This window comes from Paenibacillus sp. V4I7, from assembly GCF_030817275.1.
Classification (GTDB): domain Bacteria; phylum Bacillota; class Bacilli; order Paenibacillales; family NBRC-103111; genus Paenibacillus_E.
The window spans coordinates 3,612,675-3,627,920 of the sequence record NZ_JAUSZD010000002.1 but is presented as its reverse complement, the minus strand read 5'-3'; the positions used below and the strand labels follow the sequence as shown (position 1 = coordinate 3,627,920).

Annotated in this window: 17 protein-coding genes and 1 pseudogene; 14 read left to right on the top strand and 4 right to left on the bottom strand. The window is 40.8% G+C overall.

Annotated features, from left to right (window positions below; translation table 11 throughout):
- Nucleotides 1–230: 230 nt before the first annotated feature.
- The 9 genes from QFZ80_RS17910 to QFZ80_RS17875 all read left to right on the top strand — a co-directional run bounded on the left by QFZ80_RS17910 (nucleotide 231) and on the right by QFZ80_RS17875 (nucleotide 4,837).
- Nucleotides 231–1,073: a tyrosine-type recombinase/integrase gene (locus tag QFZ80_RS17910; RefSeq protein WP_307560278.1), complete on the top strand. Its 843-nt coding sequence runs from the start codon at nucleotides 231–233 to the stop codon at nucleotides 1,071–1,073.
- A 429-nt stretch (nucleotides 1,074–1,502) separates the two neighbouring features.
- Nucleotides 1,503–1,886 carry a transposase gene (locus tag QFZ80_RS17905; RefSeq protein ID WP_307560276.1) on the top strand — a complete coding sequence of 128 codons (384 nt, stop codon included), beginning with the start codon at nucleotides 1,503–1,505 and terminating at the stop codon, nucleotides 1,884–1,886.
- A 160-nt stretch (nucleotides 1,887–2,046) separates the two neighbouring features.
- Nucleotides 2,047–2,607: a hypothetical protein gene (locus tag QFZ80_RS17900; RefSeq protein WP_373460116.1), complete on the top strand. Its 561-nt coding sequence runs from the start codon at nucleotides 2,047–2,049 to the stop codon at nucleotides 2,605–2,607.
- A gap of 98 nt (nucleotides 2,608–2,705) precedes the next feature.
- Nucleotides 2,706–3,191: a DUF4118 domain-containing protein gene (locus QFZ80_RS17895; protein WP_307560273.1), complete on the top strand. Its 486-nt coding sequence runs from the start codon at nucleotides 2,706–2,708 to the stop codon at nucleotides 3,189–3,191.
- Between the two features lie 37 nt (nucleotides 3,192–3,228).
- Nucleotides 3,229–3,513 (top strand): hypothetical protein, encoded by a 285-nt coding sequence (locus QFZ80_RS17890; protein ID WP_307560271.1) that lies wholly within the window; start codon nucleotides 3,229–3,231, stop codon nucleotides 3,511–3,513.
- Entirely contained in the window at nucleotides 3,489–4,031 is a 543-nt protein-coding gene (locus tag QFZ80_RS17885; protein WP_307560270.1) for a sensor histidine kinase, read from the top strand. Before QFZ80_RS17890 ends, QFZ80_RS17885 begins: the two co-directional genes overlap by 25 nt.
- Entirely contained in the window at nucleotides 3,937–4,143 is a 207-nt protein-coding gene (locus QFZ80_RS39100; protein ID WP_373460115.1) for an ATP-binding protein, read from the top strand. The genes QFZ80_RS17885 and QFZ80_RS39100 overlap by 95 nt, the downstream gene beginning before the upstream one ends.
- A gap of 121 nt (nucleotides 4,144–4,264) precedes the next feature.
- Nucleotides 4,265–4,618: a response regulator gene (locus QFZ80_RS17880; RefSeq protein WP_307560268.1), complete on the top strand. Its 354-nt coding sequence runs from the start codon at nucleotides 4,265–4,267 to the stop codon at nucleotides 4,616–4,618.
- Between the two features lie 42 nt (nucleotides 4,619–4,660).
- The gene (locus QFZ80_RS17875; RefSeq protein WP_307560265.1) at nucleotides 4,661–4,837 is read left to right on the top strand and encodes a winged helix-turn-helix domain-containing protein; all 177 of its coding nucleotides are present in this window, start codon (nucleotides 4,661–4,663) and stop codon (nucleotides 4,835–4,837) included.
- A gap of 144 nt (nucleotides 4,838–4,981) precedes the next feature.
- On the opposite strand, the gene QFZ80_RS17870 is transcribed toward QFZ80_RS17875, so the two are convergent.
- The 4 genes from QFZ80_RS17870 to QFZ80_RS17855 are packed head-to-tail and all read right to left on the bottom strand — an operon-like array spanning nucleotide 4,982 to nucleotide 11,056.
- Nucleotides 4,982–5,590: a hypothetical protein gene (locus tag QFZ80_RS17870; RefSeq protein WP_307560263.1), complete on the bottom strand. Its 609-nt coding sequence runs from the start codon at nucleotides 5,588–5,590 to the stop codon at nucleotides 4,982–4,984.
- The gene (locus QFZ80_RS17865) at nucleotides 5,571–7,265 is read right to left on the bottom strand and encodes a site-specific integrase (RefSeq protein ID WP_307560261.1); all 1,695 of its coding nucleotides are present in this window, start codon (nucleotides 7,263–7,265) and stop codon (nucleotides 5,571–5,573) included. The genes QFZ80_RS17870 and QFZ80_RS17865 overlap by 20 nt, the downstream gene beginning before the upstream one ends.
- 13 nt (nucleotides 7,266–7,278) lie before the next feature.
- A complete protein-coding gene (locus tag QFZ80_RS17860) occupies nucleotides 7,279–9,819 on the bottom strand; it encodes a hypothetical protein (protein WP_307560259.1) in 2,541 nt (846 codons plus the stop codon).
- 13 nt (nucleotides 9,820–9,832) lie between these two features.
- A complete protein-coding gene (locus tag QFZ80_RS17855) occupies nucleotides 9,833–11,056 on the bottom strand; it encodes a tyrosine-type recombinase/integrase (protein WP_307560257.1) in 1,224 nt (407 codons plus the stop codon).
- Between the two features lie 197 nt (nucleotides 11,057–11,253).
- Here QFZ80_RS17855 and QFZ80_RS17850 point away from each other — a divergent pair.
- The 5 genes and pseudogenes from QFZ80_RS17850 to QFZ80_RS17830 form a co-directional block, all read left to right on the top strand.
- Nucleotides 11,254–12,051 (top strand): annotated as a pseudogene (locus QFZ80_RS17850) (DinB/UmuC family translesion DNA polymerase); the annotation flags it as partial.
- A complete protein-coding gene (locus QFZ80_RS17845) occupies nucleotides 12,048–12,551 on the top strand; it encodes a YhjD family protein (RefSeq protein WP_307544993.1) in 504 nt (167 codons plus the stop codon). The pseudogene QFZ80_RS17850 and the gene QFZ80_RS17845, both read left to right, overlap by 4 nt.
- Nucleotides 12,552–12,732: 181 nt before the next feature.
- Entirely contained in the window at nucleotides 12,733–13,413 is a 681-nt protein-coding gene (locus QFZ80_RS17840; protein WP_307560255.1) for an SOS response-associated peptidase, read from the top strand.
- Nucleotides 13,414–13,451: 38 nt separating this feature from the next.
- Nucleotides 13,452–14,615: a metallophosphoesterase gene (locus QFZ80_RS17835; protein WP_307544997.1), complete on the top strand. Its 1,164-nt coding sequence runs from the start codon at nucleotides 13,452–13,454 to the stop codon at nucleotides 14,613–14,615.
- A gap of 5 nt (nucleotides 14,616–14,620) precedes the next feature.
- Entirely contained in the window at nucleotides 14,621–15,184 is a 564-nt protein-coding gene (locus tag QFZ80_RS17830) for a hypothetical protein (RefSeq protein ID WP_307544999.1), read from the top strand.
- Nucleotides 15,185–15,246 lie beyond the last annotated feature (62 nt).

The following is a 15,246-nucleotide window of genomic DNA, read 5'->3' as shown; positions in this document are numbered from 1 at the left end:
TTACATTATTTCATAAACATGAAATTATTTACAATAGCACTTAAGAAGTTATGAAATAATTTTAATAGTCTGGTTCGACTATTTTGCTAAGATTTTGTCAATTAAGCTCATGGGCACTTAGATTCAATCAGCGTGTTATCTTAATTATTTTGAAAAAGATAATTTAGACAGATTAAATCCTCCCGATTCTAGTAAAGCTAGAATTATTAGATGAATTGGAGGGTTTTGCTATGAAATTAGACGAGTTATGGATGCTGTATGAAGCCGATAAACGAATATTAGGGTACAGTCCTCACACATTAAAAGCTTACTTTCTTCAGTTAAAGATGTTGATTCGCGAAATGGGTAATCTCGAACTCGAGGAGGTATCTTTAAATCTGCTAAAAGACTATTTGGCCAAACAAACAGAGCGATTAAAGCCAAGTAGTTTAGGACATCGGATCCGTATTGTGCGTTCTCTTTTTCGTTTTGCTTTTGAAGAAGGCCATATTCCTAAAAATCCATCCCTAAAGTTGAGAGAACCAAAAATGGATAAACGAATTCCCAAATTTCTGATTGAAGAAGATGTTATCCATTTAAAGATTTCATGTCATTCACCACGTGATCATGCTCTTCTAGAATTTCTGTATTGTACGGGTTGCCGCGTCGGTGAAGTACAGAAATTAAATATTGAAGACATCAACTGGGAAAACTGCTCGGTAATTGTAAATGGTAAGGGATCCAAACAAAGGGAGGTATATTTTACGACAGAGTGCAAGGTATGGTTAAAAAGATACCTTGAGAGTCGTGGGGATTCCAGTAAAGCGTTGTTCGTCACCGAAAGTCATCCTATCCGCCGTTTGAGTATCCCAACGATCCGTCACTCAATAAAACTGTTGGCAGCGCGAGGTGAAGTAGCTGCAAATGTATACCCACATCGTTTTCGACATACCTATGCTTGTCAACTGTTAGATAACGGTGCACCATTGGAGTTTATACAAGGGATGCTTGGGCATGAAAAAGCATCAACCACTCAGATTTATGCCCAGTTGAGGGGTGAACGACGGAGAGAATTGTATCGACGTTATTTTTAGGATCCATGTGAGGCTAACGGATAAGTAGCTATTATGCCTATAAACTATCTTGAGTTGATTGCAAACGAAGAAAGGTATCTTTGTTAATCCGTTTATGATTTGCATCAATTTCAGCATTTTTTCGATCGCTGATGTACGATGTTCACTTATATCATGGGTAATTAGAACTCGTAGAATACGAGGGCAATTCATTCCTATGCTTTGAATAGGTCTTGTACTATTGCTACTGATGCGGAACTCATTTTAATTGTCCCAGAGAAATAGAAATAAGTCTGAACACAAATTGAATTTTTCTTAATCAAAGGTCCTTGATTTTCAAGGGCTTTTTGTATTACGAAGCATAAGTTTGCCATTGTAAATTGGAAGCATAATCTTTCCAATATAATGGTACATATAATTTAGACAGTAAAAAAGGAGCTTCTTTGTTGTATGACAGGTCCAAGAAGGAAGTTCAGCCCAGAGGAAAAAGCCCGGTTGGTACTGGAAATTTTGAAAGAAGAAAAGACATTATTATCACAGCTCGCAGCCGAAGAGGGTATTCATACGAATGTCCTCAACCGATGGAAACTAGAGGTGGTCCAAAACCGCTCACAATTGTTTGTCGATGATCGTAAAGGCATCATGAAAATGAAACAAGACTACGAACAGCAAATCGATGAACTCTACGGCGAAGTTGGCAAGTTGACTACCCAATTGTCGTGGCTCAAAAAAAAAATCTGGCCTCTAATCTTTCCCGAGAGGAACGAATCGATCTGTTGGAATGGGACTGCCCCGAACACGCTATCCTGGTGCAAGCGGATCTACTTAGCTTGAACTGCTCTAGCCTTTATTACAAGCCGGTTCCTCCATCCCCGGAGGAAATCCGCCTCAAACACCGGATCGATGAGCTTTACACGAAGCATCCGTTTATGGGTTATTTGTTCATTTATGGAGGCACATTTGTGTCATTAGACAGCTAGCGCTACAGCTTCGAATGAGAGACGGCAAAATTTATGCGATGGTCAAAGTAGATCAGGCGTTAAATAATTTTTTTAAGACGGGGAATCTCATCGCCCTGCGGGAATTAGCACTGCGTGAAATCGCGGATGATGTTGATGAACGTTTGGAATCGATGGAGCGTAAAAACTCATTACGTGGTCCATGGCGACGAAAAGAAGTTATTTACGTGTGCATCACAGATATCTCGCAAGCCGATCGCTTAATCCGGCGGGGGTTTCGCATTACTCATCGCCTTAAAGCAGCTTGGCACGTATGCTTTGTTGCGGCCAGGCATGCCGACGAGTGGAAGCCTGAGCTGGAGGTTATAGAGAAGCTGACATTTCGCTTGGGAGGTGAGTTCTCCAATCAAGCGGTAGTGAATCGCAACCAAATACCACGCGTTTTTGTATCCAACGCAAGAGAAGCTGGAGTTACGCAAATTATCGTTTGGAAAGACGCTATTGTCAAAAAACTTTTGCCGTATGCAAGAGCAATGGATGTGCTCATTGTTGCAGATTATGACTCGTGGCAAACTTCGAGAAATAGGGTGAAATAAGCCTATGGAAAATCAAAAAAGTGAACTTGCAAACTGGAAATAATATGGTGTGACTGCTCTTTTTATTGTCCTATTGACAATATTTTTAAAAGGTTTTGATGGTTTCTTTGATTAGTCAATATCTCCTCTACTTATTCCCTGTTCTGTTTAGTGCGGTTCGGTGCGGGAGGGGACCCTCTTTTTTTGCTGCGGGATTAGGTGTTTTGGCTTTTGATTTCTTCTTTGTTCCACCTACTCTCAGTCTAACGGTTGCAGATTTGCGTTATATCCTGGCCTTCGTTGTGTTCCTTTGTGTGGCTGGCCTTACCGCAAACCTTGCTTCAAGGCTTAGAAATCAATTCCAACAAGCACATAAGAAAGAAGCGAATACCGCTGCCCTGTATGCGTTAATTCGCAAGATTACAGCGATTTCAGACTTAGATGTTCTGCTGGAGCATATTGTTCAGCATGTTTCCGATACGCTTGATGCTAAGGCTGCTATCATTTTGCCAAACCAGGAGGGTGAACAGCAGGTAGAAGCCTATTCCAAGGATGGTGGGGATTGGGCCAGCGATGAAGCCGACCTAACTATCGCTGGAGGTTAATAGTAACAATACGATTGCGGGTCGAGGGACTCGAACATTGAGTGGATCATCGGATCTTCATGTCCCCTTAGCTACAAACCAGCAGGTACATGGTGTGCTCGCTGTACAAGTTGGCGATAGATTAATGTCCGATATGCCCGAGCTTATTCGGATCATCGAAGCGCTCTCAGATCTTGTGGCCGTTGCGATATCTCGCGTTAAGCTCGCGAACGAAGCGAAGGTGGCGCAATTGACCGCGGAGTCGGAAAAACTGCGGACCGCGCTGTTGGACTCGCTTTCTCACGAATTGCGAACACCTTGGCAACAATCATTGGCTCAGTAACCGCACTTCTGGAAGGGGAGAACGTCTTTAGTCCTGAAGATCGACGAGAGCTGTTGCTGACAATTCGTGAGGGCTCTACACGGATGAATAGACTCGTTGGGAATTTGCTCGGTATGGTTCGAATTGAGAGCGGCATGTTACGTTTAAATAAGCAGTGGTGTGGGATCGAGGACGTTGTGGGTGTATCCTTAACGCAGTTGAAAGATTCTCTGCAGAGTAGAGTAGTAAACATAGATCTGGATCCAGATCTTCCATCCGTTCCACTGGAGGAGGTACTGATTGAACAAGTACTGATCAATGTGATCAGCAATGCAGTCAAGTATTCGCGTGAAGGAAGCGAAATCATTGTTAATGCAGAGAAGGAACACGATATGCTAAGTCTAACTATAGCAGATGAAGGGGCAGGCATTATTCCAGCCGATAGTGAGCGGATATTTGAAAAATTCTATCGAGGAAATCGCACTCAAAATATCCCCGGCACAGGGCTTGGGCTTCGCCATATGCAAGAGCATTGTTGAAGCGCACGGCGGTTCGATTTCTGCAAGAGCGAGGAGAGACGATAAACGAGGTAGCGTTATTAAAATAAGATTACCTTTACAATTCGCTGAGAAAGACAGGGAAGAATCATGACAATCACAGGGGCGAAAATTTTAATTATTGACGACGAACAGCAAATTCGTAAATTGCTGCGCATCACGTTAACCGCACATGGCTTTACAACATTTTGAGGCCTCTACAGGGTCAAGAAGGTATGCTTCAGGCCACCATGGTACGCCCAGATCTTATTGTACTGGATTTAGGTCTGCCAGATATGACAGGTATGGAGGTGCTTGACCATATCCGTGACTGGTCTAAAGTTCCTATTATTATCCTTACTGCGCAAGATCAGGAGCAAGATAAGGTTGTCGCCTTAGACTGTGGCGCTGACGATTATGTGACGAAGCCATTTGGCATGGGGGAGTTTATGGCACGTATGCGCGTAGCTTTACGTCATATTGCCAAAACGCAGGATGAACCGGTGCTGAAACTAGTGGATTTAATCATTGATTTATCCCAACGAAGCGTAGAACTCAATGAAGTGAAAATCAAATTGACACCCACTTAGTATGACTTATTAAAAGAACTCGCCTTAAATGCTGGGCGTGTGATGACGCACCGTCACTTGCTCAAGCAAGCTTGGGGCGGTTCAGAATATGAATCAGATAGCCAATATTTAAGAGTTTATGTTATTCATTTGAGAAAGAAAATCGAGGAAGATCCTACAAGACCAAAATATATTCTAACGGAGCCTGGAATAGGTTACAGATTCGCTTGGCAAGAGTAGGAAGATACATCGTACGAGGAAACACTAAGACCCTCAGCCAAGTTGCTGTGGGTCTGTTTTTTTTGCTATTCAACTAAATGCCGTATCCGCAAACACGATTTTTGTGTTGCTGCAAATGCTTTTTTGTCTTGTAATAACGCAAGTTCAAGATTTTGGACCAAACATCTCAAACTGTTTTATTAAGTCAGCCGTGATTTTATCTTCATTTTTTCTGTCTCCCTTCTTAAATTCTAGCACATTCTTCAAATCTGAATCAGGAAAAGAAGACGTTACAGCTATATCTCGATATGCTTGACTGAAATGTTTAGCTTGCTCTTGCAATAACCTAATTGTCTCTTTATCTTTCTTAAGTTCTTCATTTTGACTTTTAAGTTGCATTTTTAGGTTTTCAATCTCTTGCTCTAGCTGCGGAACACTTTTTGCTTGGACATAAAGCTTTTGAACACTGTTGTTAACCTGCTGTAGCACTTGAATAAGCTTTTGTTGATTACCATAATTCGTCTTAACAAGTTCGGCCATGTTTGGAAGAGGAAGGAGCAGCTCTTGCTCTGCGTCTATTATTGTTAATGGACGATTTAGCGCTTCAATTTTTTCCTTCATATTACGAGCCCAAGTGTTTCGTCCCACTCCAGTTTGTCTTTCAAGCTCTATAAAAGTAATTGTTTTTGTAGGGTTATCCTCAATATATTTCAGGAGCAATGTCTCCAAATGGGGAATTTGATGTTGTTTCGGTTTACCTACATTCTTCTTCATGAGTATCCCTTTCTTGGTAAATTAAGTTGAGTTTTGCATCTGTCTGTGCTTTTTGCTCTCTGAGCTTGTTGGAGTTGGCGGCCAGATAGCTCAATTCAGCTTGTGCAAGTGGATCATATTCAAATGTGGAGAAATTATATGTCATATTACATGTAAGATTTTTCATTAGTTCCAGTTGTTCTTTTATTCTGCTTTTGAGACGATCCGATTCATCAACAAGCCAAGCAATCACCGAGTTATTAAATTCATTTTCCGGGATGTATAAGTGAGGACAATGCCTGCAATCACCTACTGGACATTTTTCAGGATCGAAAGTGCAATATCCAAATTCCATAGGTGCTAATGTCTGCATCTCCTCTACAGTAAAACTTCTTAAAATGGCCTTTGCCCGCAAAGCTCTTTCATTAATTCCCAACGAAGTATTCATATCGTTAATGGAACCAAATTTGTTGTGCTGGTCTGCTAAGCACTGTACAGCAGATTGGCTTAATTGCTCTAGATGACTAAAATAATGCATTTGTGCATCGAGGGTCTTATGCCCTCCAATACGGGCTATCGTCAACATATTAAAGCCTTGCATCATCATATTACAGAATGCGAAGTGGCGAGTATCCATTGGATTAGCTCTATCCAAGCCTGTATAATCATATTTTTTTTCGACTATTTCATCATAAAAATACGCTATCAATAGTTTTAATTGTTGAGGCTTGAACGATTCTAAATTTCTCTTATATATGCGTGCACCATAGCATTGTTTAACTCTTGGAGATTCACAATATGCATCGTAAGATAATAGGTATGGAGTCCTTTTATACTCTTTTGTTATTTCTTTGTATTGTAAGATTAATTCAGTTAAATCTTTATTAATCTCAAGCACATCAACAATTTCAACTTCATTTTTCTTTTTGGCACGAATCTTTTTTCTGGGTATTTTCAGAAAAAAGTTAGAGGAGTCTGCAATAATACAATCATATTCGATAGAGCAGAATTCAGAGACTCGCATTGGAATTACTAAGGTAATGCGCCACCATAAAACAATTGGGAAAAAAATCAGCTTTTCGGAAGATGTCCCAGTTTTTTGAAAATCATGGATTATGGAATCAAATATCAAAGTATCTTTGAAATTAGGGAGACTTCGAATTCCTGGCTGAAAAGTACCGAACTGATCAGCTATGTCTAGGAGTTCATCGTTAAATGTAAAATTAGAGAAGCAAAGAAACTGATGTATTACTGGGCCAAGTTTAGATAATGTAGGACCAGGTTTAGACATAAGCCATCTTTCGAAATGAACAAGCACTTCATCAACAGGACATCTAAAGCCTTGACACGTTAAAATCCCCTCAATCAGATGTTTGATTCTAAATTGAGTGTATTTATGGTCATGTCCTTCAATTAGACCAAGTACAGTAAAACACTTAAGTGTCAATTGCATTTCGGAGTAAACATCAATATCGAAAGTAATTGCTGTTTGAACATCATTAGCGCTTAATATCCATTCATCATCCTCGAAATTATGGTTTACAATACTTTGAGTTGATTTAAACCCCAAGAATGCCTCTTTGTAGTAACTTATATCTTGGGAATCAAAGAAAACGGTATCTGAAGCTTGGGCGTACTGTAAGAATCCGATATCTGTGATATATTCCGATCGCTTAAAACCATGAGAATCTGCCATAGAATATCACTCCTTATCGATGTTCAACTAAAGATTGTTGATTTTGAAGAGCCGCGGTGACATTCGATAATAGATCATCGTAATCAACGAATGTTCTTGTATATTCGATCCCATAAGCCGTAGTAGCTTCTTGTAATAATAGCAATAATTTGTAAATCCAAGATCTTTCTCTAGAAGCAACAAAAGAATTGCTTGTTGAACTCAGAATAGAGATCCTTTTTTGTAGTTCGATACCGATGCTAATTAACAAATAATTTTTAGGTATTACATTAGGACAACCAATACAAGATGCTGCTGTAGGGTGAATACAATTCGGATAAACAAAACATTGGGTATGCTCGGTATGTCCGGGCATCTTGTCCATATAAATCTTATGTACCAAGGTCAGTGCTTCTTCTCTCGGCAATAAAGATATTCTTATGGCTAAAGATTCCCTTTCTTCAACTTGACTCTTTAGAAACTCACCAAACTTCTCTAGTTCCAACGGAGTTGTGAATAATGTTCTATATTCTTGAATTTTTAATGACCGTTCATTAACGGTGTCCTTGTTTTCTATTTCGACAAGAGCGTGTGCTCTTTCGATTAACAAATTATAAAGATAACCAAAATGCCCTCGATTACATAAATTCACAGATACATTCCCTAAAGGTCCATCTTTGTTTGTTGATTGAATATAAATTGTTGGGGATTCCTTATCTCTGTGACGACGAGTTTGTTGGATTATATTTAATGCGATACCAAGTGATTCTGTATTTTCGGTAGCTTCGTGAAATAAATAGGTCATAAATGAACGGTTCATTTTCATGCTTCCAAATCGCAGAGGATCCGGTAAAAAGGCAGAGACTTTGTTTTTAATTAAGCTATAGTTGGTATTTCCTCTAGTCAGAAGGAATTGCTCATTTACTTTTTGGCGATGCAATTCACAAAGGACAATCATAGTTGCTATAGGAACAAGCATGTCCAAATTGATAAGAAATCGGTTGAGTGCGCCAGTTTTTGATACCTTTAGACGTGCATGGGCATATTGATTGATTATTCGTTGGGACTGTTCAACTGAAAGCCTATTTCCATCGAAAAACCATTGGAAATCATGAATATCAATCAAAGAAATATCGACTGAAGGTAACCTCAAAAAATCCGATGATCTCCATGCATTACTCAAATGAAGAGAACAATACAACCAAGCAGCAGCATATCGTCTATCATTGATCGCTTCAAAAATATGATTTTCAACATTCTTTAAATAATGATTAATCTCAATGAACTCTTCAAGTGAATAAATCTCTTTGCTTTGCGTTCCCGTTTGTCTAGTTGTTACACGGTATTTTTCTTGAAATTTTGTAGGGATCCGCTCTTGTAGGAATGATAAAAAAGAAATTAAATTCTTTTTGAGGTTAGTATTAGTGGTTGTCCTTAAAAGCCATTTGATTTCATGATCAGACAAATTAGAAATTTCTTCTTCTAGGCTCATTAATGCTTGGTATAAGAATACAAATTCTCTAGCCTGCATTCGTTGTACTTGTTTACTGGCACGAGAAGTGTTTTGTCTTAAACAAACGTAGTCCAGAAATAGTGCTTTTGTATGCAGAAGGTGTGCTGGGGCAGAAATACTAGATACTGCATCATTAAATATGAAATGGGGGTCCTCAGGCTTGTCAACTCTATATTTATCAAATGCGGCATAAAAGGTTTCAAATTCTTTAATAAGTATTAGTCTTTCAGGTACGCGATTAAGAACCAGCCATTTAACTTTATCACTTAACTGGTTTGCCAGAATTATATGAACAAAGCGGTGAGAAACTTTGTACTTATCCATGATCTGGTTGACAGTATAATATGTAGATGGTACTTCATCTAAAAAAACTTTAAAATTATGTACATCGCTTTTCAGCAGATAATAAGTATTTTTGAATTTATACTGAACTGCAGTAAGCTCGATTTTGGGATTACGAATCATTGTCCGTACTGATTTGGTGCTGCATTCTAAAACAATTGCAGCTTCACCGATTGAATAATAATCATTTGCATTCTCAATTTTAAAGTACTTTTGTTTATATTTCTCAAACGATTCCTTTGGAGCATAGTAATGACCCCCTTTAGTTTGAAAGCATCCTACAATATGGTTATTATGAATAGCCTCAAGAACAGTAGTTCTATCTATTTTTAGTTCGTTCATCATCTCTCTAGTACTCAAACAGTTTGTAGTATCAATTGTTATATCTTTGAGAGGGAGAATGTCATTCTTGTGTATGTAATTAGTACCACCAACTTTTTTAACTCTAATTGAATTCAATCGGTTGCTTACCCAAGTTCGCATAACCGAATGCTCCCACCCTAAAAAGTCTGCTGCCTGTTTAGATGTGAAATAAGTATTAATGAATTCTTCATATCTTTCCAAAACTATCTCAGGAATCAACCTTCTACCATTGATATTTTCAAGTTTTATTTCAGAAATTTCTTCCAGAGGATTGTACGTAGTATAAAACCACGATTCTAACTTCTCTTTTTTCATCATTAAACGCTCAGCTGCTTGTGCAATTGTAAAGTAAATCACAACTACCACCTCATTATTTTTGATAAAGGTTATTAATGAGCTCCTCAATAGAACTTTTCATTTCTTCTGTGTCCGACATATATACCAAAGACGAAGTAATGTTTTTATCCCCCCGAGGTAACGCAATATCATATGGGTTCTTTGCTTTTTTTGAAAGAAGATTTGTAAATGTACCTCTTCCAATATGAAAAGACCATTTCGTTGATTGTAGATTAATCGCTGTAATAATGTCGTCGGGATTTTGGGACGAGTGTAGTCCAAATAGAAAATTTTTCTTAACTTTTTTAAAAGCATCTCGTAGGCTTTTCCCCGTAAGAGCTTTACCATCGCGATTAATAAAAAGTGGAGAGTCCATTTCTAGATCTTTACCAAGTTTTTTCTGTATTTCAGTAATGTGATTTTTGTAAAGTGTGGGGAGTAAGTCTTTTACTGAGTAAACAAACTGTCTTCTATCACGTTTAACTCTTGATGTACCCGAAATATCTTTAATATCTGTTCTTAAATTTCTTGTTCTAAGGAGAATCATCAGTCCACCTTTTCCATATTGATCTCCATACGGAGTAAGATCACTGATTTTTATATTGACGATTTCACCAGCCCTTAACCCTCCAAAAATAGATAAGTAAATAGCAAAGGCAACGGATGGTGATACAGAAACTGCTGTTCTTAGAAACATTAAAAGGAGTCTAGGTGGCAATGTGTGTTCAATTGTAACTTTTTGTCGTTCCGCATTATAAGCAAATTCCTTAGAATACATAGGATTGAAAGTCGTTACATCGGGATTGGTATCATCGGAATTTCGTAAGTTACCTTTTTCGATTAAAAATGAATAGAAGTATTTTAATGTTCTCTCAACATTTCTAACACTTTTATTTGAATTTCCTTTGGATAAAAGATGGTTTAAAAAGTCTGTTCCATAAGAAATGGTAAGTTCGGACAATGAATTTAATTTATATTTTTTTCTATTATCAATTAAAAGATAATTTAAAAACTGAGCTAAGTGAGTTCCTTGTAACCTTTGAGTGTTGTATTCCTTATACTTCCACTTCCATTGAATATATGCTGTTAAAGGGTGGACAATAGATGTATTATTTTTTCTGTTTTTAAGCATTAGGACTGCATGTTTTCTTATCTGCTGGATTCCTTTCACTTTATATTTTACGAAACTAACATCTATACAAAACGAAAAAAACGCATAGCTGCTTTGAACATTTACACTTCTTGTAAGGATACTCAAGTGGACTACCACCTCCAAAATATACCATAATTCGACTATAATATTTAGATGTTATGTGCGCAAGAAAAAAGTGATAAAGTCATTTATGTACATAAATTATTCTCCGTTTGATATGTATTTTTGTGTAATGCAGTATTTTCTAAGAAAATGGGATTTATATTGTACATCTAATTTATGTACATATTTAGTTTGTCTATGCGACCGATATTTGGGCCAAAAAGAATGAAAGTGGCATCTTCACGCTGCACCCATCAGACGTCGAGAAATACTTGTGGGAGCAGCCTGTAAGTAAAATGTTTGGTGTCGGTTCGCGGATGACCGTACATTTTGCCAAGCTAGGTATGTATTTGGTTGGCGATGTGGCGAGAACGCCGCTGCCGCAGCTCAAGAATAAATTCCGCGCACGCTTCGGCAAGCAGTCGGACATTCACGCCGAAGTGATGTGGCGAACAGCGAATGGGCTCGATGATAGTCCGGTCACGCCGGGTACGTTTGATACGCCTCCGAAGTCCGTAGGCCATATGATGACTTTGCCGAGGGACTACGCGGACTCCTCTGAAGTAGATACCATCCTGCTCGAGCTTACAGAAGAGGTGTGCCGCGACTGTAGGCGCAAAGGCTATATGGCTTCAATTGTTACCGTAAGCTGTATGTGCAGTCCTTTCGACGCCCCGACAGGCTTTTCGCGCCAAATGAAGATGCCGGATCCTACGAATCATACAAGTACGGTGTTTCAAGCTGTGAAAAAGCTTTTCTATAAGTTCTGGGACACCATGCCGGTGCGTCGCGCCGGTGTCATGCTGAGCCAGTTAGTGGATGATGACACCTATCAGCTTACCCTCTTCGAGGATCAGATCAAGGCGCGAGCGCTTGAAAAAGTGACGGACAGCATCAAGGACCGATTTGGCAACGCGGCGATTGTTCGTGCTTCCTCGCTCACAACAGCCGGCCAAGCGCAGAACAGGGCGCTCAAAATCGGAGGGCACTATAAATGAGCAAAAAATTGGAGAAAAACGGCCTATGGGAATCCAGCAGGATGATGCTGCCTCAGCATCGAGAGGCTTTTCAAAACCAACGCAGTGATAGACCTGCTCCGGCAAACCGTCCCACAGCGGAAGACATTGGTGTTATGCGAGATTATGTCTTGCTGCCGCTCATGCACGGGATGATCAAGAAAAAAGCTGGTGAAATCGAGAGATCCTCCGAAACGCTCCGAATGCTATATGCGCGAGTCGCTCATGCGCTTGCTGCGCATATACAAGCCGACTTAAGCGAAATTAAAACCAAGATGATGCAGCGAAGCATTCAATTATTTGAAGAGGAAAAGAATGACCGCGCCATTCATTACCGCTATGTATGTCGCGGGCATGAAGATGCGCTTATCATAGCTAAGGATTATATGCGTGCTGAAATTAGCGTGCGAACAGCACGGTATATTGATCATCTGGTAGCAAGTGTGTATAAGGCTCCGAAAGTTGATGAACAGAAAGCGTAGAACGAGAGAAGATCGAGACAATAGCAAGATCAAGACCGTAAGCCCGATGGAGAAATCTTCCTCGGGCTTACACGAATTGACGTGAGTAATTCTTTTTCTCATAATGGAGGAAGAGTGCTGCAGCGACTAAAAGAATTAGTTCTCATGTGGGAGAACAATGCGAAGGAGAAGATGTGCACAGATGTGCGGACGCTATACGATCACCGTGACGTTAGAGGAGCTTATGCTTCATTATGATATTTATTACAAATATCCTGGAAGATACAGCCCCAAATATAATGTAGCACCTGGACAGCAAGTCATGGCTATCGTCCATGATGGGGAGAAGAATAAGCTTGGCGAGCTGCGCTGGGGGCTCGTTCCAGAGTGGGCGAAGGACGAGAAGCTGGGCTACCAGATGCTCAATGCACGAGCAGAGACGCTCGCGGATAAGCCTGCCTTCCGCAAGCCGTTTGAGCGTAAGCGCTGCCTGATTCCGGCGGACTCCTTCTACGACTGGAAAGGGACGGGTAAGCATAAGCAGCCGATGCGTATTATGCTGCGCAGCAAAGGCATCTTTAGTATGGCAGGGCTGTACGACACGTGGACATCTCCGGATGGCACGCGCATTTCTACCTGCACCGTAGTTACAACGGAAGCGAACGAACTGATGGCGGATATTCATGAGCGTATGCCGGTCATTTTGCCGAGAGAGATGGAGGCAGTCTGGTTGGATCGCAGCATCACAAACACTAACGAGCTACAACCGCTTTTGCAGCCGTATCCATCAGACCTAATGTTTGCGTACCCCGTTTCGAGCCGAGTGGGAAATGTGCGTAACGACGATGAGCAATGCATAGAACCGTTAAGCCTCCTCCTATAGAGGCAGAATTGTAAGAACAGAATGGGAGAGTTAACGACATGAAAACACGCATGGCAATAAGCATCACGCTCATATTCGTTATTGTGTTTGGCGTGAATGGCTACATCGGCTGGCACGGCCGAGTCTTTCTATCGGACCAACTAGGTTCTTGGTTTCATCCTGGCTTATATTGGATTGTCTTCTGGATTGTCGCCTTATCGTATTTATTAGCATGGGCAAGCTCGCGAGTGCTGCCTGCTGACGTGTCCAGACTATTGAAAATCATCGGCTCCTACTGGTTTGCCATCATGCAATTTGGTATTCTGCTGCTGCCGTTGACTGATTTGGCGATAGGCGTGTTCCATCTGGCAACCGTTCCTTCAAATACATACGTTCCGATTCTTGGTTGGATAAATGTAGGGATTATACTCATCGCTATAATTCGTGGTTCTTATAATGCACGGAGCCCTGTTATACGCAGATATGACATTACGATTCCCAAAAAAGCGGGAGACTGGGAGCAGCTTCGCATCGCAGTAGCCTCCGATATCCATCTAGGCTCAATTGTCGGGAACCGCCATCTGCGTAAACTTGTAGAGCAAGTCAATGGCTTAAAACCGGACTTGATTCTTTTGCCGGGGGATGTCATTGACGATGATATTAAGCCATTTATCCGCTACAATATGGGTAAAACAATGCGAGAACTGCAGGCTCCACTTGGGATATATGCTGTGCTCGGTAATCATGAATACATTGGCGGACATATTCCTGCCTTCGTGGAACAAATGAAGCAGATCGGCATTCGTGTGCTCATGGACGAAACCGTTCATATCAAAGAACGGCTGTACATCGTTGGGAGAAAAGACAAAGCGGCCGAGCGAACGCCCGATGGGCGTAAGGCGCTGGCTACATTGCTGGAGGGCACAGATCCCAAACAACCTATAATCGTGATGGACCATCAACCCTACCACCTAGACAAAGCAGCCGATGCTGGTGCAGATGTGATGCTATCAGGCCATACACATAGGGGCCAAATGGCGCCTAATCACCTTATAACAAGAAGGCTTTTTGAGGTAGATTGGGGCTACTTGCGCAAAGGTAACCTTCATGCTATCGTTTCCTCAGGTTTTGGTACGTGGGGACCACCCATTCGTATAGGCAGCCGCTCAGAAATTATTGAACTCACCATTCATTTTAAAAGTAACGAGAGAGAAGAGGGTTAAGCAACATGCAAAAGGCAGAAAGAAAACAAATTACACCGATAGAACTAGCTGCAGCAATGATGCAGTTTACAATGAAGAGCATAGAAAACAGCTGGGAAACAATTAAACCGGTCGTTGCGGTCTACCTAAGAGACCCCATATTATCCGAGTCTAAAGAAGACGAGATATTAAGGGAGATATACATAGCGGCTTTAGCGTTGGAAATTTACTGCATTCCCCATGCTTTCGATGCCGACGTTGCTCGTCTCGTTAGCTTAGGGATGGGGGAAGTAATGGGTTCAGACAACTTGTCGGAGCATCAATTATCGGAATCCATTAGTCAGTACTATCTTCCGCGTTTGGAAGCAGTCAACGCAGCTGCTCCAACGGACCTGGCGCTAGCACTTGTCGAAGAAGCTGCGGCAATCCTCTACGATCGACTAGAGCTTCCGCTCAAGCCAACCGATCGGGTAAACAGCCTGTTGTGGGTCAAGCTATTTCCCTTTCTTGTCCAGCTAGTTGGGAAATGGCCGATCCTTTTTACTAAATTCGAAGTTAAGCAAAAGACCTCTGAAATAACAGAAACATAATCAAGGAATCAACATGCCCAAGTCTACGGAAATGTTGTCTCCTCTTGACTTAAAGGTAATAT

Coding starts and splice junctions, on each gene's coding strand:
- QFZ80_RS17910 (WP_307560278.1), top strand. CDS start 231: ATGAAATTAGACGAGTTATGGATGCTGTATGAAGCCGATAAACGAATA.
- QFZ80_RS17905 (WP_307560276.1), top strand. CDS start 1,503: ATGACAGGTCCAAGAAGGAAGTTCAGCCCAGAGGAAAAAGCCCGGTTG.
- QFZ80_RS17900 (WP_373460116.1), top strand. CDS start 2,047: ATGAGAGACGGCAAAATTTATGCGATGGTCAAAGTAGATCAGGCGTTA.
- QFZ80_RS17895 (WP_307560273.1), top strand. CDS start 2,706: ATGGTTTCTTTGATTAGTCAATATCTCCTCTACTTATTCCCTGTTCTG.
- QFZ80_RS17880 (WP_307560268.1), top strand. CDS start 4,265: ATGCTTCAGGCCACCATGGTACGCCCAGATCTTATTGTACTGGATTTA.
- QFZ80_RS17875 (WP_307560265.1), top strand. CDS start 4,661: ATGACGCACCGTCACTTGCTCAAGCAAGCTTGGGGCGGTTCAGAATAT.
- QFZ80_RS17870 (WP_307560263.1), bottom strand. CDS start 5,590: ATGAAGAAGAATGTAGGTAAACCGAAACAACATCAAATTCCCCATTTG.
- QFZ80_RS17865 (WP_307560261.1), bottom strand. CDS start 7,265: ATGGCAGATTCTCATGGTTTTAAGCGATCGGAATATATCACAGATATC.
- QFZ80_RS17845 (WP_307544993.1), top strand. CDS start 12,048: ATGAGCAAAAAATTGGAGAAAAACGGCCTATGGGAATCCAGCAGGATG.
- QFZ80_RS17840 (WP_307560255.1), top strand. CDS start 12,733: ATGTGCGGACGCTATACGATCACCGTGACGTTAGAGGAGCTTATGCTT.
- QFZ80_RS17835 (WP_307544997.1), top strand. CDS start 13,452: ATGAAAACACGCATGGCAATAAGCATCACGCTCATATTCGTTATTGTG.
- QFZ80_RS17830 (WP_307544999.1), top strand. CDS start 14,621: ATGCAAAAGGCAGAAAGAAAACAAATTACACCGATAGAACTAGCTGCA.